This is a genomic window from Actinokineospora baliensis (assembly GCF_016907695.1).
Lineage (GTDB): Bacteria > Actinomycetota > Actinomycetes > Mycobacteriales > Pseudonocardiaceae > Actinokineospora > Actinokineospora baliensis.
The window spans coordinates 449,817-475,305 of the sequence record NZ_JAFBCK010000001.1; the positions used below are offsets into that span (position 1 = coordinate 449,817).

General features: G+C 70.9%; 26 protein-coding genes. 16 read left to right on the plus strand and 10 right to left on the minus strand.

Going from position 1 to position 25,489, the window contains the following annotated elements:
• The first annotated feature begins 3 nt into the window (after positions 1 to 3).
• Positions 4 to 783, plus strand: a complete 780-nt coding sequence (hisN, locus tag JOD54_RS01660; RefSeq protein WP_204448853.1) for a histidinol-phosphatase — start codon at positions 4 to 6, stop codon at positions 781 to 783.
• Here hisN and JOD54_RS01665 read toward each other — a convergent pair.
• From JOD54_RS01665 to JOD54_RS01695, 7 genes are all read right to left on the minus strand, one after another.
• On the minus strand, positions 760 to 1,032 hold the full coding sequence (locus tag JOD54_RS01665; protein ID WP_204448854.1) for a hypothetical protein: 273 nt from the start codon (positions 1,030 to 1,032) through the stop codon (positions 760 to 762). The two genes, hisN and JOD54_RS01665, sit on opposite strands and share 24 nt — an antisense overlap.
• Positions 1,029 to 3,446: a glycohydrolase toxin TNT-related protein gene (locus tag JOD54_RS33890; RefSeq protein WP_239573249.1), complete on the minus strand. Its 2,418-nt coding sequence runs from the start codon at positions 3,444 to 3,446 to the stop codon at positions 1,029 to 1,031. The genes JOD54_RS01665 and JOD54_RS33890 overlap by 4 nt, the downstream gene beginning before the upstream one ends.
• 9 nt (positions 3,447 to 3,455) lie before the next feature.
• Complete coding sequence (locus JOD54_RS01675) at positions 3,456 to 3,761, minus strand: WXG100 family type VII secretion target (protein ID WP_204448855.1); 306 nt, start codon at positions 3,759 to 3,761, stop codon at positions 3,456 to 3,458.
• A complete protein-coding gene (locus JOD54_RS01680) occupies positions 3,761 to 4,186 on the minus strand; it encodes a YbaB/EbfC family nucleoid-associated protein (protein ID WP_307859785.1) in 426 nt (141 codons plus the stop codon). Before JOD54_RS01680 ends, JOD54_RS01675 begins: the two co-directional genes overlap by 1 nt.
• A 215-nt stretch (positions 4,187 to 4,401) precedes the next feature.
• Entirely contained in the window at positions 4,402 to 5,343 is a 942-nt protein-coding gene (locus JOD54_RS01685; RefSeq protein WP_204448856.1) for a hydroxymethylglutaryl-CoA lyase, read from the minus strand.
• 1 nt (position 5,344) lies between these two features.
• Positions 5,345 to 5,887, minus strand: coding sequence for a PH domain-containing protein (locus tag JOD54_RS01690; RefSeq protein WP_204448857.1), 543 nt, complete (start codon positions 5,885 to 5,887; stop codon positions 5,345 to 5,347).
• An 85-nt stretch (positions 5,888 to 5,972) separates the two neighbouring features.
• Positions 5,973 to 6,764, minus strand: coding sequence for a biotin--[acetyl-CoA-carboxylase] ligase (locus tag JOD54_RS01695; protein WP_204448858.1), 792 nt, complete (start codon positions 6,762 to 6,764; stop codon positions 5,973 to 5,975).
• A 168-nt stretch (positions 6,765 to 6,932) separates the two neighbouring features.
• On the opposite strand from JOD54_RS01695, the gene JOD54_RS01700 reads away from it, so the two are divergent.
• Together JOD54_RS01700 and JOD54_RS01705 are read left to right on the plus strand one after the other, a co-directional pair.
• The gene (locus JOD54_RS01700; RefSeq protein WP_204448859.1) at positions 6,933 to 8,570 is read left to right on the plus strand and encodes an acyl-CoA carboxylase subunit beta; all 1,638 of its coding nucleotides are present in this window, start codon (positions 6,933 to 6,935) and stop codon (positions 8,568 to 8,570) included.
• 14 nt (positions 8,571 to 8,584) lie between these two features.
• Entirely contained in the window at positions 8,585 to 8,803 is a 219-nt protein-coding gene (locus tag JOD54_RS01705; RefSeq protein ID WP_204448860.1) for an acyl-CoA carboxylase subunit epsilon, read from the plus strand.
• Between the two features lie 42 nt (positions 8,804 to 8,845).
• Here the strand turns inward: JOD54_RS01705 and JOD54_RS01710 are convergent, their stop codons facing one another.
• The gene (locus JOD54_RS01710; protein ID WP_204448861.1) at positions 8,846 to 9,010 is read right to left on the minus strand and encodes a hypothetical protein; all 165 of its coding nucleotides are present in this window, start codon (positions 9,008 to 9,010) and stop codon (positions 8,846 to 8,848) included.
• Between the two features lie 187 nt (positions 9,011 to 9,197).
• Between JOD54_RS01710 and JOD54_RS01715 the strand changes: the two genes are divergently transcribed.
• The 6 genes from JOD54_RS01715 (at position 9,198) to JOD54_RS01735 (ending at position 15,993) form a co-directional block, all read left to right on the plus strand.
• Entirely contained in the window at positions 9,198 to 10,304 is a 1,107-nt protein-coding gene (locus JOD54_RS01715) for an NsdA family TPR-like regulatory protein (RefSeq protein ID WP_204448862.1), read from the plus strand.
• 43 nt (positions 10,305 to 10,347) lie between these two features.
• The gene (locus tag JOD54_RS01720; RefSeq protein ID WP_239573250.1) at positions 10,348 to 11,952 is read left to right on the plus strand and encodes a DHA2 family efflux MFS transporter permease subunit; all 1,605 of its coding nucleotides are present in this window, start codon (positions 10,348 to 10,350) and stop codon (positions 11,950 to 11,952) included.
• Between the two features lie 11 nt (positions 11,953 to 11,963).
• A complete protein-coding gene (locus JOD54_RS01725) occupies positions 11,964 to 13,781 on the plus strand; it encodes a Xaa-Pro dipeptidyl-peptidase (RefSeq protein ID WP_204448863.1) in 1,818 nt (605 codons plus the stop codon).
• A gap of 42 nt (positions 13,782 to 13,823) precedes the next feature.
• Entirely contained in the window at positions 13,824 to 14,438 is a 615-nt protein-coding gene (locus JOD54_RS01730) for a Maf family protein (protein WP_204448864.1), read from the plus strand.
• 65 nt (positions 14,439 to 14,503) lie between these two features.
• Complete coding sequence (locus tag JOD54_RS35910; protein WP_372440385.1) at positions 14,504 to 14,581, plus strand: putative leader peptide; 78 nt, start codon at positions 14,504 to 14,506, stop codon at positions 14,579 to 14,581.
• Between the two features lie 44 nt (positions 14,582 to 14,625).
• Entirely contained in the window at positions 14,626 to 15,993 is a 1,368-nt protein-coding gene (locus tag JOD54_RS01735; protein ID WP_204448865.1) for a dicarboxylate/amino acid:cation symporter, read from the plus strand.
• Between the two features lie 49 nt (positions 15,994 to 16,042).
• On the opposite strand, the gene JOD54_RS01740 is transcribed toward JOD54_RS01735, so the two are convergent.
• Positions 16,043 to 16,744, minus strand: a complete 702-nt coding sequence (locus JOD54_RS01740; protein ID WP_204448866.1) for a hypothetical protein — start codon at positions 16,742 to 16,744, stop codon at positions 16,043 to 16,045.
• A 132-nt stretch (positions 16,745 to 16,876) separates the two neighbouring features.
• Here JOD54_RS01740 and JOD54_RS01745 point away from each other — a divergent pair, with 132 nt between their 5' ends.
• The 6 genes from JOD54_RS01745 to JOD54_RS01770 all read left to right on the plus strand — a co-directional run bounded on the left by JOD54_RS01745 (position 16,877) and on the right by JOD54_RS01770 (position 22,465).
• Positions 16,877 to 18,658, plus strand: a complete 1,782-nt coding sequence (locus JOD54_RS01745) for an acetyl/propionyl/methylcrotonyl-CoA carboxylase subunit alpha (RefSeq protein ID WP_204448867.1) — start codon at positions 16,877 to 16,879, stop codon at positions 18,656 to 18,658.
• Positions 18,659 to 18,722: 64 nt separating this feature from the next.
• Positions 18,723 to 19,208, plus strand: a complete 486-nt coding sequence (locus JOD54_RS01750) for a DUF1707 SHOCT-like domain-containing protein (RefSeq protein WP_204448868.1) — start codon at positions 18,723 to 18,725, stop codon at positions 19,206 to 19,208.
• A 57-nt stretch (positions 19,209 to 19,265) separates the two neighbouring features.
• A complete protein-coding gene (locus tag JOD54_RS01755) occupies positions 19,266 to 19,811 on the plus strand; it encodes a GNAT family N-acetyltransferase (protein WP_204448869.1) in 546 nt (181 codons plus the stop codon).
• Positions 19,812 to 19,963: 152 nt separating this feature from the next.
• Complete coding sequence (locus JOD54_RS01760; protein WP_204448870.1) at positions 19,964 to 20,353, plus strand: transcriptional regulator; 390 nt, start codon at positions 19,964 to 19,966, stop codon at positions 20,351 to 20,353.
• Positions 20,354 to 20,367: 14 nt separating this feature from the next.
• A complete protein-coding gene (locus tag JOD54_RS01765; RefSeq protein ID WP_204448871.1) occupies positions 20,368 to 21,696 on the plus strand; it encodes a hypothetical protein in 1,329 nt (442 codons plus the stop codon).
• A gap of 13 nt (positions 21,697 to 21,709) precedes the next feature.
• On the plus strand, positions 21,710 to 22,465 hold the full coding sequence (locus JOD54_RS01770) for an ESX secretion-associated protein EspG (protein WP_307859786.1): 756 nt from the start codon (positions 21,710 to 21,712) through the stop codon (positions 22,463 to 22,465).
• A gap of 281 nt (positions 22,466 to 22,746) precedes the next feature.
• On the opposite strand, the gene JOD54_RS01775 is transcribed toward JOD54_RS01770, so the two are convergent.
• Positions 22,747 to 24,513 (minus strand): glycerol-3-phosphate dehydrogenase/oxidase, encoded by a 1,767-nt coding sequence (locus JOD54_RS01775; protein ID WP_204448873.1) that lies wholly within the window; start codon positions 24,511 to 24,513, stop codon positions 22,747 to 22,749.
• A gap of 226 nt (positions 24,514 to 24,739) precedes the next feature.
• Here JOD54_RS01775 and JOD54_RS01780 point away from each other — a divergent pair, with 226 nt between their 5' ends.
• Positions 24,740 to 25,480, plus strand: a complete 741-nt coding sequence (locus tag JOD54_RS01780) for an MIP/aquaporin family protein (protein WP_204448874.1) — start codon at positions 24,740 to 24,742, stop codon at positions 25,478 to 25,480.
• Positions 25,481 to 25,489 lie beyond the last annotated feature (9 nt).

The following is a 25,489-nucleotide window of genomic DNA, read 5'->3' on the forward strand; positions in this document are numbered from 1 at the left end:
CCCGTGTCAAGCGACGACCTGACTTTTGCCCTCCGGTTGGCCGACACGGCCGACGCGATCACCCGCACCCGCTTCCAGGCCGTTGACCTGGTGGTGGAGCGCAAGCCGGACCGCACCCCGGTGACCGACGCCGACACCGCGGTGGAGGACGCGGTGCGCGCGCTGCTCGCGGACACCCACCCCGGGGACGCCGTGGCGGGCGAGGAGCGGGGCGGCGCCGTCGGCGCGGGGCGGACCTGGGTGCTGGACCCGATCGACGGCACGAAGAACTTCCTGCGCGGGGTGCCCGCGTGGGCAACGCTGATCGCGTTGGTCGTCGACGGGGTGCCGCAGGTGGGTGTGGTCAGCGCGCCCGCGTTGGGCAGCAGGTGGTGGGCAGCGCGGGGCCAGGGTGCCTGGGTGAGCTGCGGGGGTGGCGAGCCCCAGCGGATCTCGGTGTCGGGTGTGCGGTCGCTCGAAGACGCCTACCTGTCCACCACGCACCTGGGGTCGTGGGTGGAGTACCACTCGCGGGAGCGCTACTTGGCTCTTGTCGACGCGTGCTGGGAGACGCGGGCGTTCGGCGACTTCTGGCAGCACTGCCTGGTCGCCGAGGGCGCGATCGATCTCGCAGCAGAGGCCATCGTGAACCCCTGGGACGTGGCGCCGCTACAGGTGCTCGTCGAAGAGGCAGGTGGCCGGTTCACCGACCTGTCCGGCGCGAACCGGTACGACGGTGGCTCGGTTCTGACCTCTAACGGCCACCTGCACGATGGGGCTCTAGGCCTTCTCCGTGACCGGTAGGACGCCTATAGCGCCGCGAACCACCTGCGACCAGGCGAGCCTGCCGAACAAGTAATGGCAGGCCACCTGCTCGTTGTTGAAGCTGGCCCAGTCGTACCTGTTGCCCTGCTCGCGCCAGAACACTTCCCAGCTGCCGTGCTCGGGGTGGTGCAGCAGGCACCAGGTGTTGTCGGCCTCTTCCCCGATCGACACGACGTCGGCTGGCATGCCTATAGAGGCGAGCAGGCCGACGATCGATTCGGTGTTCACGGGGTTTCCTCCAACAGACCAAGAGCGACCAACTCCGCGGCGGAGTGGGTGGCGCGGTAGCGCTCACCGCCACCAGGCTGCCCGAACCACGGCGCGGACACCGCCCGCCATACGGGCAGCGGCTGCACTACGCGGTAGCGACGGTAGCCCGCGCTGGCGTGGGCGGGTGGCAGCGACCGGCGAGCGAACCTGGTGCCGTCAGCGCTGAAGACCCGGCCATTGGCGGTGCCGAACCGGTCGAGCACCGTTCCCTCGGGGAGCACAAGAGCCTCTCCTGGCGCTGCGCCGCCTTCGGGATAGAGCTCGCTGGTGGGCCAGGCGTACTCGGTGCGCCGCTGCGAGTTGGGGTCGAACGGGCGGACCAAGAAGCGGCGGTCCCAGTCGCGCTCGTGTATCCCGCCCTGCGGGTCGTAGCTGTGCAGCAGGTCCGGAGCAGTGCGGCCACGGGTTGGCGCGGCGTGCTGGACCGGGGTGGCGCTGTCAGCCAGTTCGGACTTGGGGTGGTCACCGGGCGGGAAGCGCAGTCCTGCGGCGAAGTCCACGTCCGCCGGGGGCGGCGCGAGCTGCCGCATGGGCGCGAGCGACGCAGCGGGCATACGCCCGCCCGGGAACATCTGCGACTGCGAGAGGCTCTGCGCGCCCTTGTCCGCGCGGCCCTTGAACGGGCCGACGACTATAGGCACCACGGCGAAGCCGCCGCCCTCTTCGCGCTTCTCGGCGCTCTTAGCCGGTTGGTCCGGGGCAGCGACGGGCTGGTCTGGCTGCGGCACTGCGCCGGTGAGCTTGCCTTGACCGAGCGGACTGCCCTTGCCGGACTCCCCGGGCTTGCCGGTCTGCAACGCCTCGGCGATCCGGTTGGGCTGGGAGTCGGTCTTGGCGGTGAGGTCGGACAGCTTCGCGGCGATCTGCTGCTTGGAGCCCTCCGGCGCCCTGGTGGGCTCGCCGGACCTGAGCGCGTTCTTCGGTGCGTCGGCTCCCCGGCCGCTCTGGTCGGCGAGCGGTCGACTGGTCGAGTCGCCGACGCGGGCCGCGGTGTTGGCGGCCTTGGCGCCGGTCTGCGACCGCGTGCCCTCGCCGGTCTTGGCCGCCTGCTCAGCGGCTTTGGCGCCAGGCTCGGCGCGGACCGGCTGGGGCTTCTGCTGCTGCGGGGGCGGGGCCAACTGCTTGCCGCCACCGGGTGTCTGCGCGGGCACGCCGAGAACGCCAGGAGTGGCTGGGCGCGGGGTCGCGGAGGGCGCGGACGTGCTCGGGATGTTCCCGACGATGGGCGTGCCACCCAGGTTCACGCCGGTGAGCCTGCCGCCGAGTGGGTTGCCCGACGGCGGGGCCGCGGTCGTGCCACCGGGCTGCACGCCACCGACCGTCGACCCGGCACCGGGAGCGCCACCGGAGGGCTGCCCCACCGGAGCGGAGGTCTGGCTCGGGGCGTCGATGACGGCCGCGGAGGCCGCTTGGACGGCGTCGACGGGCAACCCGACGTGCGGCGGCTGGGTGGGCACCGGCATGGGCGGTGGCACGTTGGTCGGGATCTCCGGCAGCTGCACCGCAGGACCCCCGACCGGCGGCAGCACCGGCTGCGTGTGCGGCGCGGGTGGGGTCTGGATGACCGTGTCGAGCTTCGGCGGGACCACCGGCAGCACGGGGGGCGCCGTCGCGCCGGGCTTGAGGCCCAGGTCCGCGGCGGACGGGGTGGTGATCTTGCCGTTGGCGATCTGGTTGCCCGCGGCGATCACCGGCTTGGTCACCGTGTCGACCAGCGGGACGACGATGTCGCGGATGCCGTGGCCCGCCGCGCCGGTCACGCCGGTCACCACGGTGCTGGCGGCCTGCACGGTCGTGCCGAGCAGCGACACGATCCCGCTCCCGATGGCACCGGGGCCCGCGTTGACCAGGTCGTTGGTGAACGTGACGCTCGAGCCGATCGACGCCACGGTGGTGAGCAGCGAGTTCTGGATGTGCGCGATGTTGGTCGCGATGCCCTTGATCAGCCACGACAGGTTCAGGAGGGCGTTCTCGTTGCCCGCGTCGGCCGCGACCTTGGCGGCGTCCATGTTCTTGGCCAGCGCCACCAGCTTCTCGACGATCTTCGCCTTGGCGGCGGCGATCTCGTTGGCGGCGTGGTTCAACCGCTCCGCCGCTTCCCGGCAGCCCTTGGCGGTGGCGTTGAAGTGGCCGTTGTCGCCCCGCACGAAGCGCGACCAGTAGCGCTCGGCGGCGTCGGCGGCGTCACCGTCGAACGCGGACAAGGCGGAGTGGGCGGCGCTGTCGGCATCGCCTGCCAACGCGGCGATCCGGGTCCCGGCGAGCTCCCAAGCCTTGGCCGTGGCCCGCATCTTGGTCTCATCGCCTTGCGGCCACCGAACCCCCGTGGCAGCGGCGACGCCAGCCAGCTCGCCGGGCAACTGCATCCCCATGAAGTCCCCCTAAGCGTCGAGCACGCCGGTGTTGTGGTCCTCGGTGCGCCTATAGGCGTGGGCTGTTTCGCGGAAGCGGTCGCCGACGTCGTCCAGCTTCCCCGACAGCGCGTTGAGGGCCTTGAGGGTCTGGAGGGCGGGCCCGGCGTGGGTCGCGGAGAACCGCAGGCCGACGGCATCACCGCCCCAGCAGGCCCCCGTCGAGCTGACCAGGTCGGCCAGCTCGCGGTGAATCGACCCCGCTCGCCCGGCCAGTGCGTCGAACTGCCCGGCCCGGTGGGCGAGGCGCTCGCTGTCTGCCTCGAACCTGTCCATCACGGCCTCCCCGCGTCCGGCTCAAGCCAGGCCACGTTCTCGTAGCTCTCTTCGACGACCGGCGGCGTGATCTCGTCGCGGCGCAGGTCTGCTGTGCCCCGCAACAGGGCCTCCGGGTCCGTTCCCGCGGGCAGCACCGGCGCGACCGCGTGCCCGGCCGCGCTCGCGGCAAGGGCGTCCGCGGCGGCGATGGTGCGCACGATCACGGCGGCCAGATCGGCGGGCCGGTACACGCGGTAGGCGTCGTCCCGCAGGTCCAACGCGGTGAGAGCGCCTTGCGCGGACACGGTCGCGGTGACGACGCCGCAGTCGCTGGTCGCGGTCTCCCTGATCGCCGCCAGCGCCCGGTGCACCTCAGCGAGCTGGTCCCGCCCGCGCCGGTAATCGGCGAGGAGATCCTCGACCTGGGCTCGGTGGTCGGTCACCACGACCTCCTCCGCGTCATCGGCAGTCACCGGGCTCGCGTTGGACGCGACACCCCCGGGCCAGGTTCCCACTCGACCCGATGATCACGCCAACCCCACCCGGGGCAGTCGTCACCACGGGTCGCACCGTAACGGTCACTCAGCGCGCTGGGGTCGAGTTGACCCAACTGTGCCCGGTTGTCCTACGCCGCTACCGATCGGCGTTAGGCGTTAAGTCAACCGCGTAGAGCTTGAACCACCCGGGATGGCGCTGGGCGGCCTAGCTGGGCAGCCATCCACACGCTGGTGTCAGCGAGCTTGTCCAAGTCGACGCCGGTCTTGATGCCGAGACCGTCGAGCATCCACACGAGGTCCTCGGTGGCGAGGTTGCCGGTAGCCGACTCGGCGTAAGGGCAGCCACCGAGGCCCCCAGCGGAAGAGTCGACCGTGGTGACACCGAGGCGCAGCGCAGCGAGCGTGTTGGACAGGGCTTGGCCGTAGGTGTCGTGGAAGTGGACCGCGATATCGCCTATAGGCACGCCCGCACCGGAAGCCGCGGCGATGACTGCCTCTACCTGGCCAGGGGTCGCGACGCCAATGGTGTCGCCAAGGGAGAGCTGCCCGCAGCCCATGTCCATCAACCGTTTGCCTACGGCAGCAACCTGGTCGGGGGCTACCGGCCCTTCCCAAGGGTCGCCGAAGCACATAGAGACGTACGCCCGCACATCAAGGCCCTCAGCACGGGCGCGGGTGACCACCGGCTCGAACATGGCGAACTGCTCGTCGAGGGTGCGGTTGAGGTTGCGTTTGGCGAAGGTCTCCGTGGCGCTGCCGAAGATCGCGATATGCCGGACACCCGCGGCGAGCGCGCGATCCAAACCGCGCTCGTTGGGCACCAGGACGGGGTAACTAACGCCTTCGGCTTGGGTAAGACCGGCGAGGAGGTCCTCGGCGTCAGCCAGCTGCGGGACCCACTTGGGGTGCACGAAGCTGGTCGCCTCCAGCACACCCAGGCCCGCTTCGGCCAACCGCGCCAAGAACTCCAGCTTCACGTCGACCGGGACGACAGTGCTCTCGTTCTGCAGCCCGTCGCGCGCGCCGACCTCCCAGATCGTCACCCGCTCCGGCAGGCCACCGGCACCGACCACTGCGGGCAGGCCCACCTCGCGTGCCCCCACGTCAGCGCCGTCCCGGCTCGGGGTGGTCCCCTTCGCGCGGGGCACGACCGAAGTCGTCGTACGGGTTGTCGTTGACCTCGCGGTAGAGCAGCGTGTGCACCTTCTCCACGTTCGGGATGTCGTCGAACTCCAGCGGTTCCTGCGAGCTGGACTCGATGATCAGGGTGCCGCAGCCGACGATCCGGTCCACCAGGCCGTGCTCGAACCGCACGCTGCTGATCCGCGCCAGCGGGATGTCGATACCGGTGCGCTTGATGACGCCCATCCGGAACATCACCCGGTCGGTGGTGACGATGAAGTGCGTGGTCCGCCAGCGCACGAACGGGGCCAGGAAGCCCCAGACGACGACCATCAGGGCGACCGCGCCGATGATGATCCAGGCGATGGTCGCCCAGGACAGGTCCTGGGCCAGGATCGCCAGCCAGATGCCGCCCGCGAGGGTGACCAGGAGCAGCAGGTACGGCAGCAGCAGCATCTTCCAGTGCGGGTGCCGGTGGAGCACGACCTGCTCGCCTTCGCTGAGCACGTCATCGGGGTATGCCACGATGTCCTCCCGATCTTCACTGGTGACGGCGCTACCGTACTCGGCGAGGGACCTCCCGGGCGTCACGGAGTGGTGAACTCGGGAATCAGGCCCCCGGACGCACGTGCACGACGTCTCCCGCGGACAACGTGCGGGCGGTGCCGCCGACGTCCACGACCAAACGCCCGTCCCCGTCGATGTCGGTGGCCAGTGCCTGCAGGCTGGTCCCGTCCGGCAGCTCGACCCGCACCCGTTGGCCCAAGGTCGCGCAGCTAGCGCGGTACTCGGCAAGCAGCCCGGATGTCACCAGGTCGCCCTGGGCTCCGCGCCACGACCGCTCGGCCTCGTCGAACGCCCTAAGAAGAGCGATCGCCACCTCAGTGCGATCCGCTGTACTGCCCTCTTGGGTGAGTGAGGTGGCAGCGAGCCCACCAGGGCCTACTGGAACGTCAGCGGGAAGAGGCGCGACGTTGAGCCCGATACCGAGGACCACTGCCTGACCGCTTACCTCCGCTAGGACGCCCGCGCACTTGGCCGGCTCCGCGCCCGCGAGGAGGTCGTTAGGCCACTTGAGTGAAGCGATGACCCCTAGATGGCGAGCGGTCCGGATAAGGGCGACCCCAGCGACCAGGGCGAGAGATCCGTACCGGGCAACTGGAACACCGGCGGGCCGGAGCAAGACGCTGAGGTAGATACCGGAGGCAGGCGGAGACACCCAGTCGCGAGCACGCCTCCCGCGCCCTGCGGTCTGCTGCTCAGCGAGAAGAACAGTCCGGTCAGCAGCGCTGTCAGCGACGGCCACCAGGTCAGCGTTGGTGGAGCCGGTTGAGTCGACTACGTCCACCGCCGCGTAAGAGCCCAAGGCCGCGCGCAGTGCCTCAACGTCGAGTGCTGCCATGCGCCCAAGGGTAGAGCCGACCCCCTGACCCGGCTGGTCGGAGCGGAACAACCGGGCGGGGGCGGCCAGGTCAACACTGCGATCTCAACCGCACTAGAGGTCAAGAGCTTGTGGTGTGCCCTACGCCTCGCCCCTGCGGGCACCCGTCGGTCGCTAGGCTGCCGGTCCATGAGCAGCGCGACGGAGCCGACGGGCGTGCCCAGCGAAGGCGAGCCGGACATCCACACCACGGCGGGCAAGCTGGCCGACCTCTACCGGCGCTACGACGAGGCCGTGCACGCGGGCTCGGCGCGCGCGGTCGAGAAGCAGCACGCCAAGGGCAAGAAGACCGCCCGCGAGCGGATCGACATGCTGCTCGACCCCGGCAGCTTCGTCGAGCTCGACGAGCTCGCCAGGCACCGGTCGACCAACTTCGGCCTGGAGAAGAACCGCCCCTACGGCGACGGCGTCGTCACCGGCTACGGCACGGTCGACGGCCGCCCGGTGTGCGTGTTCAGCCAGGACGTGACCGTCTTCGGCGGGTCGCTCGGCCAGGTGTACGGGGAGAAGATCGTCAAGGTGATGGACCTGGCGATCAAGACCGGCAGCCCGATCGTCGGCATCAACGAGGGCGGCGGCGCGCGCATCCAGGAGGGCGTGGTCTCCCTCGGCCTCTACGGCGAGATCTTCCGCCGCAACACGCTGGCCTCCGGGGTCATCCCGCAGATCTCGCTGATCATGGGCGCCAACGCGGGCGGGCACGTGTACTCGCCCGCGCTGACCGACTTCATCGTGATGGTCGACCAGACCTCGCAGATGTTCATCACCGGCCCCGACGTGGTCAAGACGGTCACCGGCGAGGAGGTGACGCTGGAGGAGCTCGGCGGCGCGCGCACCCACAACACGAAGTCCGGCGTCGCCCACTACATGGGTGCCGACGAGGACGACGCGATCGCCTACGTCAAGGAACTGCTGTCGTTCCTGCCGTCGAACAACCTGTCCGAGCCCCCGGTCTTCCCCGGCTTCGTGGGTGACGGGTCCGTGGTCGAGGACCTCACCGACGGCGACCGCGAGCTCGACACCCTCATCCCGGACTCGGCGAACCAGCCCTACGACATCCACGAGGTCATCACCCGCGTCGTGGACGACGGCGAGTTCCTCGAGGTGCACCCGCTGTTCGCCCCCAACATCGTCGTCGGCTTCGGCCGGGTCGAGGGCCGCAGCGTCGGCGTGGTCGCCAACCAGCCCACCCAGTTCGCGGGCTGCCTGGACATCGACGCCTCCGAGAAGGCCGCCCGCTTCGTGCGGACCTGCGACGCGTTCAACATCCCGGTCCTGACCTTCGTCGACGTCCCCGGCTTCCTCCCCGGCACCGACCAGGAGTTCGACGGCATCATCCGCCGCGGCGCCAAGCTCATCTACGCCTACGCCGAGGCCACCGTCCCCCTGGTCACGGTCATCACCCGCAAGGCATACGGCGGCGCCTACGACGTCATGGGCTCCAAGCACCTGGGTGCCGACATCAACCTGGCCTGGCCCACAGCCCAGATCGCCGTCATGGGCGCCTCAGGCGCGTCCAACATCCTCCACCGCAAGACGTTGAAGGCCGCCCTGGACGCGGGCGAGGACGTCGACGCACTGCGCGCCAAGCTGGACCGCGAGTACGAGGACACCCTCCTCAACCCCTACGTAGCCGCCGAACGCGGCTACGTCGACTCCGTGATCCCGCCCTCGCACACCCGCGGCTACGTCGCCCGGGCACTGCGCATGCTGGCCGACAAGCGCGAATCCCTACCCCCGAAGAAGCACGGCAACATCCCCCTGTGAACTTGGAGGAGCGCGTGACCACGGAGGAGAACCGCCCTCTACTGCGCGTGGTCCGAGGCAACCCGGACCCGGCAGAACTGGCAGCCCTGACGGTGGTGCTGGCCGCCGCATCCGGGGCGCCCGCCGAGGCACCCACCCCGGCCCCGAGCGCCTGGGCCTCCCCCTCGGCCTTGGTCCGGCGTCCGCTGAACCCGGGCCCGGGAGCCTGGCGGACGTCTGGCTTCCCTCGCTGACCCCCTGTGCCCCGGCATCCGTGCCGGGGCACAGGCAGTGCCCTAAACAGCCAGTTCGGTGGCCGCAGCGCTGGCGGCCTCGATCAACTGGCCCAGGCCGCGCTGGGTCAGCACGAGGTCGAGTTGATCACCGAACCGCAGGTACACGTCATCGTGTCCGTGGATCACGTGGCTGACCTCGGAGTCGACCTTCACCCAGATGTTCACCGTCTGCATCGTGCGCCTTCCGTTCTCGGTGGGCGGCCAGTCGCGCGCCCACCTCGACCCAAGCGGCTCCTGACCGCCCCGCACCACGGCGTTCCTGACGCGGTTCTGTGGCATTGGCGCGCTGGCCAGCACCTTTCCAGCCGTAGATCGGTTACCGTCGGAGAGCGGACAGTGACCGGGAGGGGTTGTGTCGAGCAAGCGCAAGGAACTGGCGGACACCAGGAAGGCCGCAGGGTTGAGCCAGGAGGAACTGGCGAGGCGCCTCGGGGTGGATCGCACAACGGTGACCCGGTGGGAGACGGCGGAGAGCAGCCCGCAACCGTGGATCCGGCCGAAGCTGGCGCGGGCACTCGGCGTCACGCCACGCGGTCTGGATTCACTGCTTAAGGACACAGCGCCCCGCATAGAGGCACCCGGCGGCGAGGGGCCGATCACTGAGGCCTACGTGGACTGGTTGCGCCAGCATGTCCGGCAACTGCTCCTGCTCGACGCCCAGTTCGGGGGCAATGAAGCTAGCGGCCAGGCCGTGCGCCTACTGCGAAGCGCGGTGCGGCGCATAGGGGTCGACTCGTGCCCGCAGCCGTTGTGGCGGGACCTTATGCGGGCCGTGGGTGAGTTGGCTGAGGTTGCTGGGTGGCTGCTCTATGACGCGGATCAGCAGGACGCTAGTCGGCGGTTGAGTTTGGAGGCTCTGCACTACCTGCGGCTGGCGGGCGACAGGGAGCTTGAGCTGCTCACGTTGCAGAACCTCTCTATGCAGGCCGAGTACCTAGGGCGCACTGGTGAGGCCCTGCAGATCTGCGACGCCGTGCTTGATGGCACCTTGTCCGGGCGGGTACGGGGGCTGTTCCTCGGTCGGCAGGCTCATGCGCTGGCCAAGCGCGGGCAGCACAGCGAGGCGGCGCGGAGGCTCAGCGAAGCGCGGGCGACGCTTGAGGACGATGGGCCTGGGTGGGCGTATTGGGTGGATGAGCGGCAGTTCGCGTGGTTCGAGGGGATGCTCGGGATCGAGAGGGGCGACTTCGACCATGCCGCTGGGGTGTTCGCGGAGGCGTTGGCGAGTACGCCGCCGGAGAGGGTGCGGGGGGCGTTCAGCAGGTCGGTGTACCTGTTGGACTGTCTGGTCCGCGCGGGGGACGTCAAAGAGGCCGAGCGTCTAGTGCCTGACGTGGCTGCGCGGGTCGGCGAGGTGGGGTCGGGGCGGACGGTGGCATTGTTGCGCGGTGTGGCTAAGAGGGCCGAGCTTGGTGGGGGTGGGGACCTGGCGGGGTTGGTGCGGGAAAGCGGGCTTTAGGCTTTGCCCCGTGACCCGGCGGTGGGGTCCGGCTGGAGTGGTGATGAGTGGTGGGGTGCGCGGCCCGTGGGTGGCGCTGGCGGCGCTGTGCGCGTGCTTCTTCATGGTCATGCTCGACTCCACCATCGTCACCGTGGCCATCCCGGCGATGCTGGAGGGCCTCGACGCCACGTTGAACCAGGTGATCTGGGTCAACAGCGTCTACCTGCTCGCCAACACCGTTCCGCTGCTGCTGACCGGCAGGCTCGGCGACCGGTTCGGGCCGAAGCGGGTGCTGGTGGTCGGTTTGGTCCTGTTCCTCGGCGCCTCGCTCTGGTGTGGACTGTCCACCTCGGCCGGGTCGTTGATCGCGGCGCGCGCGGTGCAGGGGCTGGGTGCGGCCGCGATGACGCCGCAGACGTTGTCGTTCATCACGGGGTTGTTCCCGCCGGAGCGGCGGGGGGCGCCGATCGCGGTGTGGGGGGCCGTCGCGGGGGTCGCGACGATCACCGGGCCGGTGGTGGGCGGGTTGCTGGTGCAGCACGTGGGCTGGCAGTGGATCTTCCTGCTGAACCTGCCGATCGGCGCGGTCGGCCTGGTGCTCGGCCTGGTGCTGCTGCCGGACTGGCGGCCAGCGGGTCGGGTGCGGTTCGACGTGACCGGGGCCGTGTTGGCCTCCGCCGGGCTCGGGCTCCTCGTCTTCGGCCTGCAGAATGGCCAGCACTACCACTGGGGTCAGATCGTTGGACCTATAGGCGTCCTGCCGGTCATCGGGTTCGGTTTGCTGCTCCTCGGCGGTTTCACGATCTATCAACGGCGTGCGCGCGATCCTCTTCTCCCAAGAGGCCTGTTCGCCAACCCGATCTTCAGTTACGCCAACCTGACCCACGCGGCGCTGGGTTTCGCCACGACCGGCATGTTCCTGCCGCTGGTGATCTACGTGCAGTCGGTGCTCGGCCTGGACCCGGTCGCGTCCAGCCTCCTCTGCGCCCCGATGGCGGTGGCCGCCGGTGGCGCGGCCTGGGTGGCCGGGCGGGCGCGGGTGGCGGGCCGGACGATGATCATGACTGGGCTTGGCGGATTGGCGGCCGGGACGATCGTCCTCGCGCTGCTGGCCGAACCCGACACGGACCCGCTGCTGCTCGTGCCGGGGCTGGTGCTGGCGGGCACCGGTATCGGGCTGGTGTTCTCGCCGCTGACCGCCTCGGCGACCTACGGGATGCCGACCGAGCTGGTGGGCGCCGCCTCGGGCGTGTTCAACACCTCGCGGCAGGTCGGTGGCGTGCTCGGCAGCGCGACGACCGGGCTGTTGCTGCAGGTCGGGCTGGGGTTCGCGGTGCCGGAGGCGGCCAGGCAGTACGCCAAGTTCCTGCCGCCGCGCTACGCCGACGAGTTCGTCGAGCGGATCACCTCGGCCGCGCAGACCGCGAGCCAGTTCGGTGGCGAAGGGCCCGCGGTGCCTGCCGACTGGTCGCCGACGGTGGCGGAGAAGGTGCGCGAACTGGCCACAGACGCGTTCCACCTCGGCTTCACGAATGCGGCGAAAGCGACGCTGGTGTTGCCGGTTGTCGTCCTTATTCTGGGGATGGTGGCGGCGGCGGGCATTCGGCCGCAGCCAACTGGTAACGCGAAAATTTCAGGACTGTCGAGCGAACCGGCCGGACCGTAGCGTCTGCACACATGGCTATACGGCGATCCCTGTTCATCACGGCCGTTGCTGTTGTCGCGAGCCTTGGTGCGGTTACCGTCCCGGCATCTGCGGCGCCCACCGCGCTGCGCAGCGACCCCATCTACTCTTACGCGAACGCCGTGCGCGAGACCGTATGGGTCGACACGGGTCTTACCGCACCGAACGGTTCAAGAGTTCGGGTCGCCACCGACATCATTCGCCCGCGTGAGGCCACCGGCCGCGTTCCGGTAATCATGGACGCGAGCCCCTACTACGCCACCCTCGGGCGCGGCAACGAGAGCCAGAAGAAGGTCTACGACAGCGCGGGCAAGCCTGTTCAGTTCCCGCTGCACTACGACAACTACTTCGTGCCGCGCGGTTACGCCGTCGCGCTCGTGGACCTTTCCGGCACCGCCCGCTCCAACGGCTGCGTCGACATCGGTGGACGCTCCGAGATCACCTCCGCGAAGGCGGTCATCGACTGGCTCAACGGCCGCGCGACCGGCTACACGTCGGCGACCGGCAGCACCACCGCCACCGCGGGCTGGTCGACCGGCGCCGTCGGGATGATCGGCAAGTCGTGGGACGGCACCATCGCCAACGGGGTGGCCGCCACCGGTGTCGACGGCCTCAAGACGATCGTGCCGATCGGCGCGATCAGCTCCTGGTACGACTACTACCGCGCCTCCGGGGCCACCTTCACCAGCGGCAGCCCCGCCGGTCTGGCCCAGGTCGTGGAGAACCCGGGCGGCGCGTCCGGCTGCGGCTCGGTGAAGACCACGCTGACCAACGGCTCACCGGCCAGCGGCGACTACACGTCGATGTACCGCGAGCGGGACTACGTGCTCGGCGCCTCGAAGGTCAAGGCGAGCGTGTTCGTGGTCCACGGGCTCAACGACCTCAACGTGAAGACGATCAACTTCGGCCAGTGGTGGAACGCGCTGCCCGCCTCCGTGGAGCGCAAGATCTGGCTCTCGCAGACCGGCCACGTCGACCCGTTCGACTTCCGGCGCTCGGTGTGGGTCGACACGCTGCACCGCTGGTTCGACCACTACCTGCTCGGCATCGACAACGGCGTCCAGAACGAGCCGAAGTCCACTGTGGAGCAGAGCCCGGACGTCTGGAAGGACGACGCGTCCTGGCCGCTGGCCACCGCGCCGACGACGTTGCGGCTGCGCCCCGGTACGACAGCGGGTGTTGGCACGCTCAGCACGACCGCGCCGCCCGCGGGCAGTGCCGCGAGCCTGACCGACAACCGCACCAGCTCGTACGACTGGATCAACAACCCGACCACGACCTCCTCGGCCAGGGTGCTCTACCGCACCGAGGCGCTGCGCGCGGACGTGCGGATCTCCGGCACCACGCAGATCACCGTCACCGCGACCCCCTCGCAGAGCGCGGCGCGGCTGACGGCGGTCCTGGTCGACTACGGCTCGGCCACGATCCGCAACTACCGCGGCAGCGGCGAGGGCATCCGCACCCTGACCACCCGCTCCTGCTGGGGCGAGAGCGCCACCGGTGACAGCGCCTGCTTCCTCGACACCGCGGCCAACACCACGACCGTCAGCCAGAACATCATCGCCCGCGGCTGGGCCGACCTGGGCCACTACGCGGGCCTGGACTCGCGCCGCACCTTGACGGCGGGGACCCCGTACACGATCACCTTCAACCTGGCCTCCACCGACCAGGTCATCCCCGCCGGGCACCGGCTGGCGCTGGTCATCGGCAGCACGGACAGCTCGTACATCAGCTCGGCGGGCACCAACCCGAAGCTGACCATCGACCTGGCCAAGACCTCCGTCCGCATCCCCCTGGCCGGCTCGATCTGACCCCTCAAGAACCGGCTCCACGACCGGGATAACCTCCCGGTCGTGGAGTTCATCCTTGCGTCCCAGTCCCCTGCCCGGCTCGGCGTTCTCCGGACGGCGGGCATCGACCCCGTCGTGCGGGTCTCGGGTGTTGACGAGGACGCCGTAGCCGACGCGGTGGTGGACCCCACGCCGGAGCGGGTGGTTGCCGCGTTGGCGGAGGCCAAGGCGCGGACGGTCGTCGCGGTGCGGGACAACGCCGTAGTTGTGGGGTGCGATTCGATGCTGCACTTCGACGGGGAGTTGGTCGGCAAGCCCAAGAGCGCGGACGTGGCGCGGGCGCGGTGGGCGAAGTTGGTCGGCGGCACGGGCGAACTGCTCACCGGGCACGCCGTGCTGCGCGTGGTGGACGGTCAGGTCGTCGACACCGCCGTCGGCGTTCAGACCACGACGGTTCGCTTCGGGTCGCCCAGCGAGGCCGAGATCGACGCCTACATCGCCAGCGGGGAGCCGCTGGAGGTGGCGGGCGCGTTCACCCTGGACGGTTTGGGCGGCTGGTTCGTCGAGGGCATCGACGGGGACCCGTCGAGCGTCATCGGGATCAGCCTGCCGTTGACCAGGCGGCTGTTGGCCGCGGTGGGCGTCAGCGTGACCCAGCTGTGGCGTTCCACCAGGTGAGAGTGATTCCGCTCTCCGGGTGAGACGGGAAGTTTTCCACCAACCGGCTGGTTGGATCGCCAGTGATGAGGTACTCGCCAGCGCTGACCGAGCGCCTGCACATCGATCTCCGACGGCAGGCCAGCGCGCTGTGTCGAGGTTAGGAGTCGACCCAACACCTCCCTCCCCATCCCCACTGGAGTTCCGCATGTCCACAGCCGCCCAACCGACCACCCGGCGCACCCTCTACTTCGGACTCGCCGTGCTCGCGGGTCTCGTCATCGGCGCGCTGCTCGGCTTCGTGGCCAAGCAGACCGGCGCCGCCTGGTTGACCACCACCCTCAAGACCACCGGCTCGATCTTCACCAACCTGCTGCAGTTCACCGTGATCCCGCTGGTGTTCACCGCGATCGTGGTCGGCGTCAACAGCCTGCGCGGCCTCGGCGGCGGGCGCACCGCGGCCCGGCTCGGCGGCAAGACCCTGCTGTGGTTCGGGATCACCTCGCTCATCGCCGTGCTGATCGGCATCGTCGTCGGCCTGGTTTCCGGTGTCGGCAAGGGGATCGACGTCACGCCGAGCGAGGCGACCGTGCAGCGGTTGGCCGACCGGGCGCAGGGCGACTGGCTCACGGTCATCAACGGCTTGGTGCCGGAGAACCTGTTCTCCGCCTTCGCCAGCGGCGAAGTTCTGCAGGTCGTGTTCGTCGCCGCGCTCGTCGGGGTGGCGACCTACGCGCTCGGTGAGCGGGCCAAGCCGTTCATCGCGTTCAACCAGGCCGCGTTCGACATCATCCAGAAGGTGCTCGGCTGGATCATCCGGTTGGCGCCGCTGGGGGTGCTCGGCCTGATCGGCACCGCGGTCGCGACCTACGGCAACCAGTTCTTCAAGCCGCTGCTGTCGCTGATCGCCGCCGTGTACGTCGCCGCGCTGCTGGTGCTGTTCGTGGTCTACCCGGTCCTGCTGCGCTTCGTCGGCAAGGTCAGCCCGCGCGTGTTCTTCGCCAAGTCGTGGACCGCGCTGCAGTTCGCGTTCGTCTCCCGCTCCTCCGGCGCCACGCTGCCGCTGAGCAGGCAGACCGCGGTGAACCTGGGCGTGCGGCCCGGGTACGCCGGGTTCGCGGTCCCGCTGGGCACCACGACCAAGATGGACGGCTGCGCCGCGCTGTACCCGGCGATCGCGACGATCTTCATCGCGAACCTGTTCGGCGTCCAGCTCAGTGCCTGGCAGTACGCGGGGATCGTGTTGGTCGCGGTGTTCGGCGCGTTCGCGACGGCGGGCACCACCGGCTGGTTCACCATGCTGACCCTGACGCTGAGCACGATCGGGCTGCCCGCGGAGGTCGTGGCCACCGGCGTGGCGATCGTCTACGGGGTCGACCCGATCCTGGACATGATCCGCACCGCCACCAACGTCGCCGGGCAGATCACCGTGCCGGTCCTGGTGGCAAGGGGCGAGGACCTGATCGACGACGACGTGCTGGCCGCCCCCAGCGCCCCGCCGCTACTCGACGACACCACCGGCGACGGCCCGAACGACGACCGGCCCGCCAAGCACGAGGACCTCGTCCCCGCCTGACCCGCCGCACCGCGCAACGGCCGCTCCCGATGGGGGCGGCCGTTCGGCGTCACGGGCAGTCGCGCAGCATGGCCGCGGTCAGCGCGACGGTCGGGTAACCGGGCAACTGGTCGATCCGCGAGTACAGCCGGGTGCAGCCCAATTCCTGCCCACCGAGCCCGAACACCTGCGCGTACACCGGGCGCCGCGCGCAGTCGGCCCCCGACGCGCAGTCCTGCTGCACCGCGATGACCTCCGGCGAGGTGTCCCCGTCGACGTTGGCCAGGCTCAGGTAGTTCGCCTCGGAGAAGAACGCCCGGCCCAGCGCGCTCCACTTGTCCGAGCGCCCGGCGACGACCTGACCGGCGGTCCCCTTGTCCCCCGACCCGCTCACCAGGCACGCCGACACCGCCCCCGGCGCGCACTGCAGAGACTGGTCGTCCAGGTACACACCCAGGTCGCCCACGGCCATCTCGACCACCTGCTGCCCGCTGGGGCCCTGGATGAACAACCGGCCGGACACCAGCCCGGAGTCGCCCTTGAGGGTGACCAGGGTGCTGCCCAGCGACGCGGTGCCCAGGGTCCGGCACGGCACCCGCCTGCACTCCACGGCGCTGGCCGAGGTGGTCGGCTCGGTGGTCGGACCCGGCGCGGTGTTGGCGGGCGCGGCCCGCACCCGCATCACCGCGGCACCGGTCAACGACGCGGTGAGCACGAGCCCGCAGATCACCATCGCGAGCACCACCGCGGTCGGTGCGCGCCGACCAGCCACAACGCACCTCCCCTGGACCGACAGCGACGTCAGGGGGAGGGTAGCGGGCAAGTGTGGGGTTGCTCTCGGTTCCGGCTACACGGGCTATCCGTAAACTCCCCCCAAGCGGCGACCAACCAAGGAGGAACCGGCGTGTCCGAGTCGGCCAAGGCGCTGAGCAAGGTACTCGTGGCCAACCGGGGCGAGATCGCGGTCCGGGTGATCCGGGCCTGCCGCGACGCGGGTCTGGGCAGTGTCGCCGTGTACGCCGACCCCGATCGCGACCTGCCGTTCGTGCGGCTCGCGGACGAGGCGTTCGCGCTCGGCGGGTCCACCCCCGGCGAGAGCTACCTGGTGATCGAGAAGGTGCTGGACGCGGCGAAGCGCTCCGGCGCGGACGCGGTGCACCCGGGGTACGGCTTCCTGTCCGAGAACGCCGAGTTCGCCCAGGCCGTCATCGACGCCGGACTGACCTGGATCGGGCCGGACCCGCAGGCCATCCGCGACCTCGGCGACAAGGTCACCGCCAGGCACATCGCGCTGCGCGCGGGCGCGCCGCTGGTGCCCGGCACCAAGGAGCCGGTCTCCGGCGCCGAGGAGATCATCGCGTTCGCCTCCGAGTACGGGCTGCCGGTGGCGATCAAGGCCGCGTTCGGCGGTGGCGGCCGCGGCCTGAAGGTCGCCCGCACGCTGGAGGAGATCCCCGAGCTGTTCGACTCCGCGGTGCGCGAGGCCGTCTCGGCGTTCGGCCGCGGCGAGTGCTTCGTCGAGCGCTACCTGGACAAGCCGCGCCACGTCGAGGCGCAGGTGCTCGCCGACAAGCACGGCAACGTGATCGTGGTCGGCACCCGCGACTGCTCGCTGCAGCGGCGGCACCAGAAGCTGGTCGAGGAGGCGCCCGCGCCGTTCCTCACCGACGCGCAGCGCGCGGAGATCCACGCCTCGGCGAAGGCCATCTGCCGCGAGGCGGGCTACAGCGGCGCGGGCACCGTGGAGTACCTGGTCGGCACCGACGGGACGATCTCGTTCCTGGAGGTCAACACCCGGCTGCAGGTCGAGCACCCGGTGTCGGAGGAGACCACCGGGCTCGACCTGGTGCGCGAGCAGTTCCGGATCGCCGCCGGTGAGGCGCTGCGGTTCACCGAGGACCCGACGCCGCGCGGGCACTCCATCGAGTTCCGGATCAACGGCGAGGACGCGGGCCGCGGCTTCCTGCCCGCCCCCGGCACGGTCACCACGTGGCGCGCCCCCGAGGGCCCCGGCGTCCGGGTCGACTCTGGCGTGGAGTCGGGCACCGTCATCGGCGGCCAGTTCGACTCGATGCTGGCCAAGGTCATCGTGACCGGCGCGGACCGCGACGAGGCGCTGGCCAGGTCGCGGCGCGCGCTCGACGAGCTGGTGGTCGAGGGCATGGCGACGGTCGTGCCGTTCCACCGGGTGATCGTGCGCGACCCGGCGTTCATCGGCGACGGGACCGGGTTCAGCGTGCACACCCGCTGGATCGAGACCGAGTTCGACAACCGCATCGAGCCCTTCACCGGTGGCGCCGACGCCGCGGTGGAGGCCGAGGAGCGCCAGAACGTGGTCGTCGAGGTCGGCGGCCGCCGTCTGGAGGTGTCGCTGCCCGCCGGGCTCTCCCTCGGCGGTGGTGGCGCGGCCCCCGCGGCGAAGGCCAAGCCCCGCAAGCGCGCGGGCGGCAAGGCGGGCGCCGCGGTCTCCGGTGACGCGGTGGCGGCGCCGATGCAGGGCACGATCGTGAAGATCGCCGTGGAGGACGGGCAGACCGTCGAGCAGGGCGAGCTGATCGTGGTGCTCGAGGCGATGAAGATGGAGAACCCGGTCACCGCGCACAAGTCGGGCACGGTCACCAGCCTGGGCGTGTCCGCAGGCGAGACGGTCACCACGGGTTCGGTCATCTGCGAGATCAAGGACTGACCGGTTCGCCGGTGCTGAGGTTCGTCTCAGCACCGGCGGGCGGGCGGTTACGTAGCATCGGGGTGTGAACGAGATCCCCCCGTCCGAGCTGCGCATCGGCGACGCCGAGCGGGAGGACGCACTGCGTGCGCTCGGTGACCACATGACAGCGGGCCGCCTCGACATCACCGAGTACGGCGACCGCAGCGCCAAGATCACCACAGCCCGCACGCTCGGCGAACTGACCGCCCTGTTCGCCGACCTACCCGGCCCGAAGCCGGGTGTACCGGTGCCCGCTCCGCCACCCATGCCACCACCGCCCCCACAACCGCTGACCTGGGCGGACCGGCCGCTCAACCAGCGCCTGTTCGCCGCGCTGGTACCCATCTCCGGTGTGGCGGGCGTGGTGCTGTTCCTGTTCGTGCTGCACTTCTGGCCCGTACTGCTGCTCCCCGTGGTCGTCACAGCCATAGGCGGCGCCCTCTTCGGCGAAGAGTGGAAACACGCCCGCAGCCACCGCAACCGCCCCTTCCCCCCACCCCGCCGCCACTACGGCCGCGGCTGGCGCTGACGGTCGCTTGCTCAGGTCGGCACGTCGACCCGGTGGGGGCGCGGTAGCGTGCTGATCGTGGAGCCGGTGGAGATCAATGCGGGTGGGTATTACCTGCGGGCGCTGCGCAACGATGCCCGGTTCGACGACCGGGTGCGGATTGTGGAGGGGTTCAGCGATCCCGAGTTCGTGCGGTGGTTGCCGCACATCCGGGTGGGGGACCTGGCCGGGGCGGGGGACTACATCGCCAGGCGGGAGGCCGATTGGTTGGCCGACCGGCGGTACTCGTGGGCGGTGGCCGACCCGGTGACCGGGGTGATGTTGGGGGAGGTCCTGCTCAAAGAGGTCGACCTCGACGCGGGGACGGCTGAGGCGGGGGTGTGGGCGCACCCGGACTCGCGGGGCAGGGGGGCGACCACCCAGGCGTTGGCCGCGGTGTTGCGGTTCGCGTTCGACGGGTTGGGGCTCAAGGAGATCACGTACCAGCATTCGCGGGGCAACGAAGCCTCCGGGCGGGTGGCGGCGAAGCTGGGGTTCACCACGTTCCGTGACCACGGGTTGGTCGTGGCACCCGACATCGTCGTCCTGGTGGCCCGTAACGCCCCGGGTGCGCCGGTCGTTTGATAGACCGTGGGTGGCACCGCGGCGACGGAACCCAGCCGATCCGGTGCACGTCTACGAAAGCACGGGGGAATGGTCGAAACCGATCGTGACGACTCGATAGAGTTAGTGCACCACGGGTAGTGACGGGGATCCGGCAACAGGTGTGGGAGGCGATGGTGCCACCAGGACACGGCGGGCACGGGGGACAGGGCCACGGGGGTGGTCGTGACCAGCGCACGGACCTGCTCGACATCACCCCGGAGGCGGTGCCCGCGCTGCGGTCGGCCTTCGCCGAGGCCAGGGCGCGGGTAGACCGGCAGCTGGAGCTGGGCGAGACCGGCCTGCGGGTCGAGCCGTGGGCCAAGGACCCGGTGAGCCTGGACGCGGGCGGCTGGGTGAACCGGCTGACCGTGGACAGCGAGCGGGCCGCGTTGGACGCGCTGCGCGCCTACCGCACCCAGCTCGACACCGCGGTGCACACCCTCGACCGGGTGGCGGCGCAGTACCAGCTGCTCGAAGAGGACAACACCGCGACCGTGACGCAGCAGGGCACCGGCGGCTGAGGGGGCGACGAACGATGACCGATCAGTCGACTGGGGCGCGGCGCTGGCGCGGGTACAGCCACAAGGAGCTGTACCTGATGCTGCACGACGGTCCCGGACCGCAGGCGTCGGCGGAGCCGTCGCGGCGCTGGACCGAGTTGACCGCCACGCTCAACGAGGTCGGCCACGACCTCGCGGCGAAGCTGGACGGGTCGGCAGCGGTGTGGGCCGGACGCGCCGCGGGGGCGGCCAAGGACCGGTTGACCACGCTGGTGTCGTGGGCGCGGACCGCTTCTGACGAGTCGGCCGCGATGCGCGAGGCCGTGGAGAACCAGGGCGACTACATCGCCACCGCGCGCGCCGAGATGCCCGCGCCCGAGGGCGAGCAGCCGATCGCGCCCGACCCGGCGTTGGCGCCCGCGGCGCAGATCGCCGCGGTGCAGAACGACGCCGAGCCGGTGGAGGCCGCCCGGTCGGCTGGCGCGCAGAAGGCCTTCGAGGTCATGGCCGCCTACGAGCTCAGCACGAAGACGAACCTGGAGCCGCGGCGCGGTTTCCCGCGCCCGGCGGAGTTGCTCGACCCCAACCAGCGCGACCACCGCTTCCGCGGCGAGGGCATCAGCCAGGGCACCCAGACCTCGTCCACCGGCACCGTGTCCACGCCGCAGCCCGGCGCGCAGGAGCAGTACCGGCCGCCGAACTACCACGCCCCGCACGGCCCCGGCGGTCACTCCGAGGGGCGCGGCTGGAGCAGCGGGCAGGGCATCGGGGTGTCGTCGGCCGCGATCGGCGACGCCCCCGAGGTGGTCCGCAGGCCGGTCGTGGCGCCCGGGATGTTCAGCGGCGCCGCCCCGATGGCGCCGGAGGGCTCGGTCATCGGGCTCGGCTCGTCGGGCACCAGCGGATCCGACGACGAGCGCTCGAACCGGCGCGGAGTCGGCGGCGGCACCCAGTCGCGGGTGCTCGGCGCGGGCGGCAACGGCCTCAGCGGGCCGATGTCGGGTACCGCGATCGGCGCGGACGGGTCCACCTCCGGGGCGACCGGGCAGGGCTTGGCCGCGTCCGGCGCGAACGCCGCGGCGACGCCGATGGCACCGACCGGTGCGGGCGCGGCGGGCGGCGCCCCGATGGGCGGCGGCGACAAGCTGGCCATGCGCAGGATCGGCGCGGAGACGCTCGGGTCGAGCCAGTGGTTCGACAACGCCGAATCCACCAACAACAACTCCACCGGTTCGTCGACGTCGTCGAGCCGCACCCTGGGCGGCCGCAGGCGCGACCTCGCCCGCGAGGACGAGCAGGTCACCGAGTCGGTCACCCTCTACGGCGAGGACCACAACCTCCCGCCCGGCGTGATCGGCGGCTGATCCGGTGACCGCCGTGACGGTCACGGCGCTGGAGTTCGACGTCCTCACCGCGCACCTCGGTGTCGGCCCGGTCCCGCTGGTGCTCGAGGTGCCCTCGCCGGGGCGCACCGACACCGAGCGGGCCGACCTGGTCGACCGCGCCTGGTGCGGGCTCGCCGAACGCGGCCTGGGTCGACCGGGGCGGGTCGACCCGCTGCTGGCGTCGTTGCTGGCGCTGCTTGACCGACCGGAACGCGAGGTCGACGGTCGCTTGTGGACGGACGGCCCGCTGCGGGTGCTGGCCGCCGCCCGCGCCGACGCCGCCGTGCTGGCGACGATGACCGACACCGCGATCACCCTGTCCCCCGCCGACGCGGCGGACCTGCCGAGGTACGCGCTGTCGGTGCTGCCACCGGTCGCCGCCGGTCCCGGTCGGTCGGTGACGGTGCCGACAGCGGACTTCGAGGCGGCCGCGCCCGGTCCGCTGGCGTCGGGGCTGCGGGCGCGCGGGGTGCGGGAGGACGACGCGAGCGCGCTGGCGGAGATGATCACGCCGTTGCGGGCGCACGGGCAGTTCGGGGCGGCGGTGCGGGACCGGTGGGGGCGGCGGCGGCGCGCTGATCGGGTGGTGAGTTATTTCGATACGGCGCGGGGGCGGTATGTGCAGACGCGGGTGATCGCGGATTCCGGGGAGGCTTGGACGACGGTTTCGCCTGCGGATGGGCGGCGGTTGGTGCAGCAGGTGGGGGCGTTGTTCGGCTCGTCGCTTCGCGACAGTGCGGAGTGGTGAACGGCTCGCCTTCGGCATTGCGACCCGGTCCGTGGTGGTGCGGTGTGCTCGATGGGGCGAACTTGTTTTGCGCGGGGCCCCTACGCCAGCCGTGGCAGGACCGCAAAAGCCGGGGCCGAAAAGCATGGCCCTGCAGCGAGGCAAGGCTACGACTGCCGCCACCCCACGCAAAACAAGTCCGCCCCATCGAGCATCTGGCACCGGAGGGTCTGAGTGTCCAGTGGTCGGCAATGCTGTCGGGGTCGGGTGGTTGATTTCGGCGGGCTGGCTCGGGTGGTTGTTTAGAGGATTGGTTCTGCCAGGTGGGGGCGGGGTTCGGGGGCGGTGGAGCGGATGGAATCGGCGGCGGTGTCGTTGGGTTGGGTTTGGGAGGTTCGTTCGGCTTCGACCCTGGCTTGGTAGAGCGCTACTTCCTGGTCGACCTGGGCTTCGGTCCAGTTGAGGGTGGGGGCCATGAGGAGGGCCACTTGGCGGGCGCAGGCCACGCCGCGGTGGGGGTATTCGATGGAGATTCTGGTGCGGCGGGTGAGGACGTCTTCTAGGTGGAGGGCGGCTTCGGCTTCGACGGCGTAGGCGACTTCTACTTGGAGGTAGTCGGGGGCGTTGTCGATGGGTTTGAGGAGTTCGGGGCGGGTGGCGGCGAGGGCGAGGACCTCGTGCAGCAGGGAGCCGTAGCGGTCGAGCAGGTGTCGGACGCGGTAGGGGTGTAGGGACCAGCGGGTGGCGATCAGGTCCGCTTGGTTGACCAGGGCGTGGTAGCCGTCGGCGCCGAGGAGGGGGACGCGATCGGTGATGGAGGGTTGCAGCCTGCCGGGCAGGTCTACGGCGGCGGTGTCGACGGCGTCGGCGGCCATGACGCGGTAGGTGGTGTACTTGCCGCCCGCGATGGCGACCAGGCCGGGGGCGACCCTGGCGACGGCGTGTTCGCGGGAGAGCTTCGAGGTTTCCTCGCTCTCACCGGCCAGCAGCGGCCGCAGGCCCGCGTAGACGCCCTCGATGTCGGCGTGGGTCAGCGGGGTGGCCAGGACCGAGTTGACGTGCTCGAGCAGGTAGTCGATGTCGTGCCGGGTGGCGGCCGGGTGCGCCAGGTCGAGGTTCCACTCGGTGTCGGTGGTGCCGATGATCCAGTGGTTGCGCCACGGGATGACGAACAGCACCGACTTCTCCGTGCGCAGGATCAGCCCGGTCTCGGCGACGACCCGGTCGCGCGGGACCACGATGTGCACGCCCTTGCTGGCCCGGACCCGGAACCGGCCGCGGCTGCCGGAGGCGCGCTGCAGTTCGTCGGTCCACACGCCGGTGCAGTTGATGACCACGTCGGCGCGGACGTCGACCTCGGCGCCGTCCTCGACGTCGCGCACGCGGACGCCGCTGACCCGGTCCGCCTCGCGGTGGAAGCCGATGACCTGGGTCGAGGTGCGCACGACCGCGCCGTAGTGGGCGGCGGTGCGCGCGACGGTGGCGGTGTGGCGGGCGTCGTCGGCTTGGGCGTCGTAGTAGCGGATCGCGCCGATCAGCGAGCTGCGCCGCAGGGCGGGGGCCATCCGAAGTGCGCCCGCGCGGGTGAGGTGCCGCTGGCCGGGGACCGAGCGCGCGCCGCCCATGGTGTCGTAGAGCAGCAGGCCCGCGGCGGTGTACGGGCGTTCCCAGAGCCGGTGGGTGAGCGGGTAGAGGAAGCTGACCGGTTTCACCAGGTGCGGCGCGAGCCGGGTGAGCATCAGCTCCCGCTCGCGCAGGGCCTCGCGGACCAGGCCGAACTCCAACTGCTCCAGGTAGCGCAGTCCGCCGTGGAACAGCTTGCTGGAACGGCTGGACGTGCCGGAGGCGAGGTCGCGCGCCTCGACGAGGGCGACCCGCAGGCCCCGGGTGGCCGCGTCCAGCGCGACACCCGCGCCGACGACACCGGCACCGACCACGACGACGTCGAACGGCTCCGCGCCCAACCGCCGCCAGGCCAGCGCGCGCTCGGCCTGCCCGAGCCTGCCGCCGGGCGTCCGACTGTCCGAAGTGGATGGTGTGGTCGGGTCGGTGGGCTTGCCGCTGGCCATGATCGCCTCCCAGCGCGGGCCGAGGGGTCGTGGGACCAGCACCACGCTACCCGCCCCGGCCCGCTCGCGCGGTCGACCCGTGGACAGTCGAGCGAACCGGGGGTAACGTCCGATCTCACTCAGGGTGGGCACCGCCGCCGCACGACCCGATCCCCAACCCGATCCCCCGACCCCGTCCCCCGACCGGCCGCGCCTACCTCGCCACCGGCAGCGCGAGGGAGTCACCATGAGCTTCTGGCACATCGTCCTGTGGGAACTGCTGGGTACCGCCGCGCTGATCCTGCTCGGCGCGGGCGTGGTCGCCAACACCGTCCTGCGCGGCTCGCTCGGGCACCGGGGCGGCTGGTTGTTGGTCAACGTCGGCTGGGGTTTCGCGGTGTTCGTCGGCGCCAGCATCGCCGCGCCGAGCCAGGCGCACCTGAACCCGGCGGTCACGATCGGCCTGCTCAGCGCGGGCAAGCTCGGGTGGGCCGAGGTCCCCGCCTACCTGCTCGGCCAGTTCGTCGGCGCCTTCATCGGCGCCGTGCTGTGCTGGCTGGTCTACAAGCTGCAGTTCGACGCCCACGACGAGCCCGAGAACACCCTGGGCGTCTTCGCGACCGCGCCGGTGCACCGGAACCTGCCGTGGAACCTGGTGACCGAGGTGATCGCCACGTTCGTCCTGGTGTTCTGGATCCTGACCAGCCCGGGTGTGAAGATCAGCACCGGCGGGCTGCCGCAGTTCGGCAACGCGGCGCTGGGCTACGCGGCGGTGGCGTTCGTGGTGATCAGCATCGGCGCCTCGCTCGGCGGGCCGACCGGCTACGCAATCAACCCCGCCCGCGACCTGGCCCCGCGGCTGGCCTACGCGGTGCTGCCGATCCGCGGCAAGGGCAGCGCGGACTGGGGCTACGCGTGGGTGCCGGTCGTGGGCCCACTGGTCGGCGCGGTCCTCGCGGGCCTGCTCGCCAGAGTCCTGCCAGCGTGACGCTCCCGG

Coding starts and splice junctions, on each gene's coding strand:
- JOD54_RS01720 (WP_239573250.1), top strand. CDS start 10,348: ATGAGTGGTGGGGTGCGCGGCCCGTGGGTGGCGCTGGCGGCGCTGTGC.
- JOD54_RS01780 (WP_204448874.1), top strand. CDS start 24,740: ATGAGCTTCTGGCACATCGTCCTGTGGGAACTGCTGGGTACCGCCGCG.
- JOD54_RS01700 (WP_204448859.1), top strand. CDS start 6,933: ATGAGCAGCGCGACGGAGCCGACGGGCGTGCCCAGCGAAGGCGAGCCG.
- JOD54_RS01760 (WP_204448870.1), top strand. CDS start 19,964: ATGGTGCCACCAGGACACGGCGGGCACGGGGGACAGGGCCACGGGGGT.
- JOD54_RS35910 (WP_372440385.1), top strand. CDS start 14,504: ATGAGGTACTCGCCAGCGCTGACCGAGCGCCTGCACATCGATCTCCGA.
- JOD54_RS01765 (WP_204448871.1), top strand. CDS start 20,368: ATGACCGATCAGTCGACTGGGGCGCGGCGCTGGCGCGGGTACAGCCAC.
- JOD54_RS01775 (WP_204448873.1), bottom strand. CDS start 24,513: ATGGCCAGCGGCAAGCCCACCGACCCGACCACACCATCCACTTCGGAC.
- JOD54_RS33890 (WP_239573249.1), bottom strand. CDS start 3,446: ATGGGGATGCAGTTGCCCGGCGAGCTGGCTGGCGTCGCCGCTGCCACG.
- JOD54_RS01725 (WP_204448863.1), top strand. CDS start 11,964: ATGGCTATACGGCGATCCCTGTTCATCACGGCCGTTGCTGTTGTCGCG.
- JOD54_RS01695 (WP_204448858.1), bottom strand. CDS start 6,764: ATGGCAGCACTCGACGTTGAGGCACTGCGCGCGGCCTTGGGCTCTTAC.
- JOD54_RS01675 (WP_204448855.1), bottom strand. CDS start 3,761: ATGGACAGGTTCGAGGCAGACAGCGAGCGCCTCGCCCACCGGGCCGGG.
- JOD54_RS01735 (WP_204448865.1), top strand. CDS start 14,626: ATGTCCACAGCCGCCCAACCGACCACCCGGCGCACCCTCTACTTCGGA.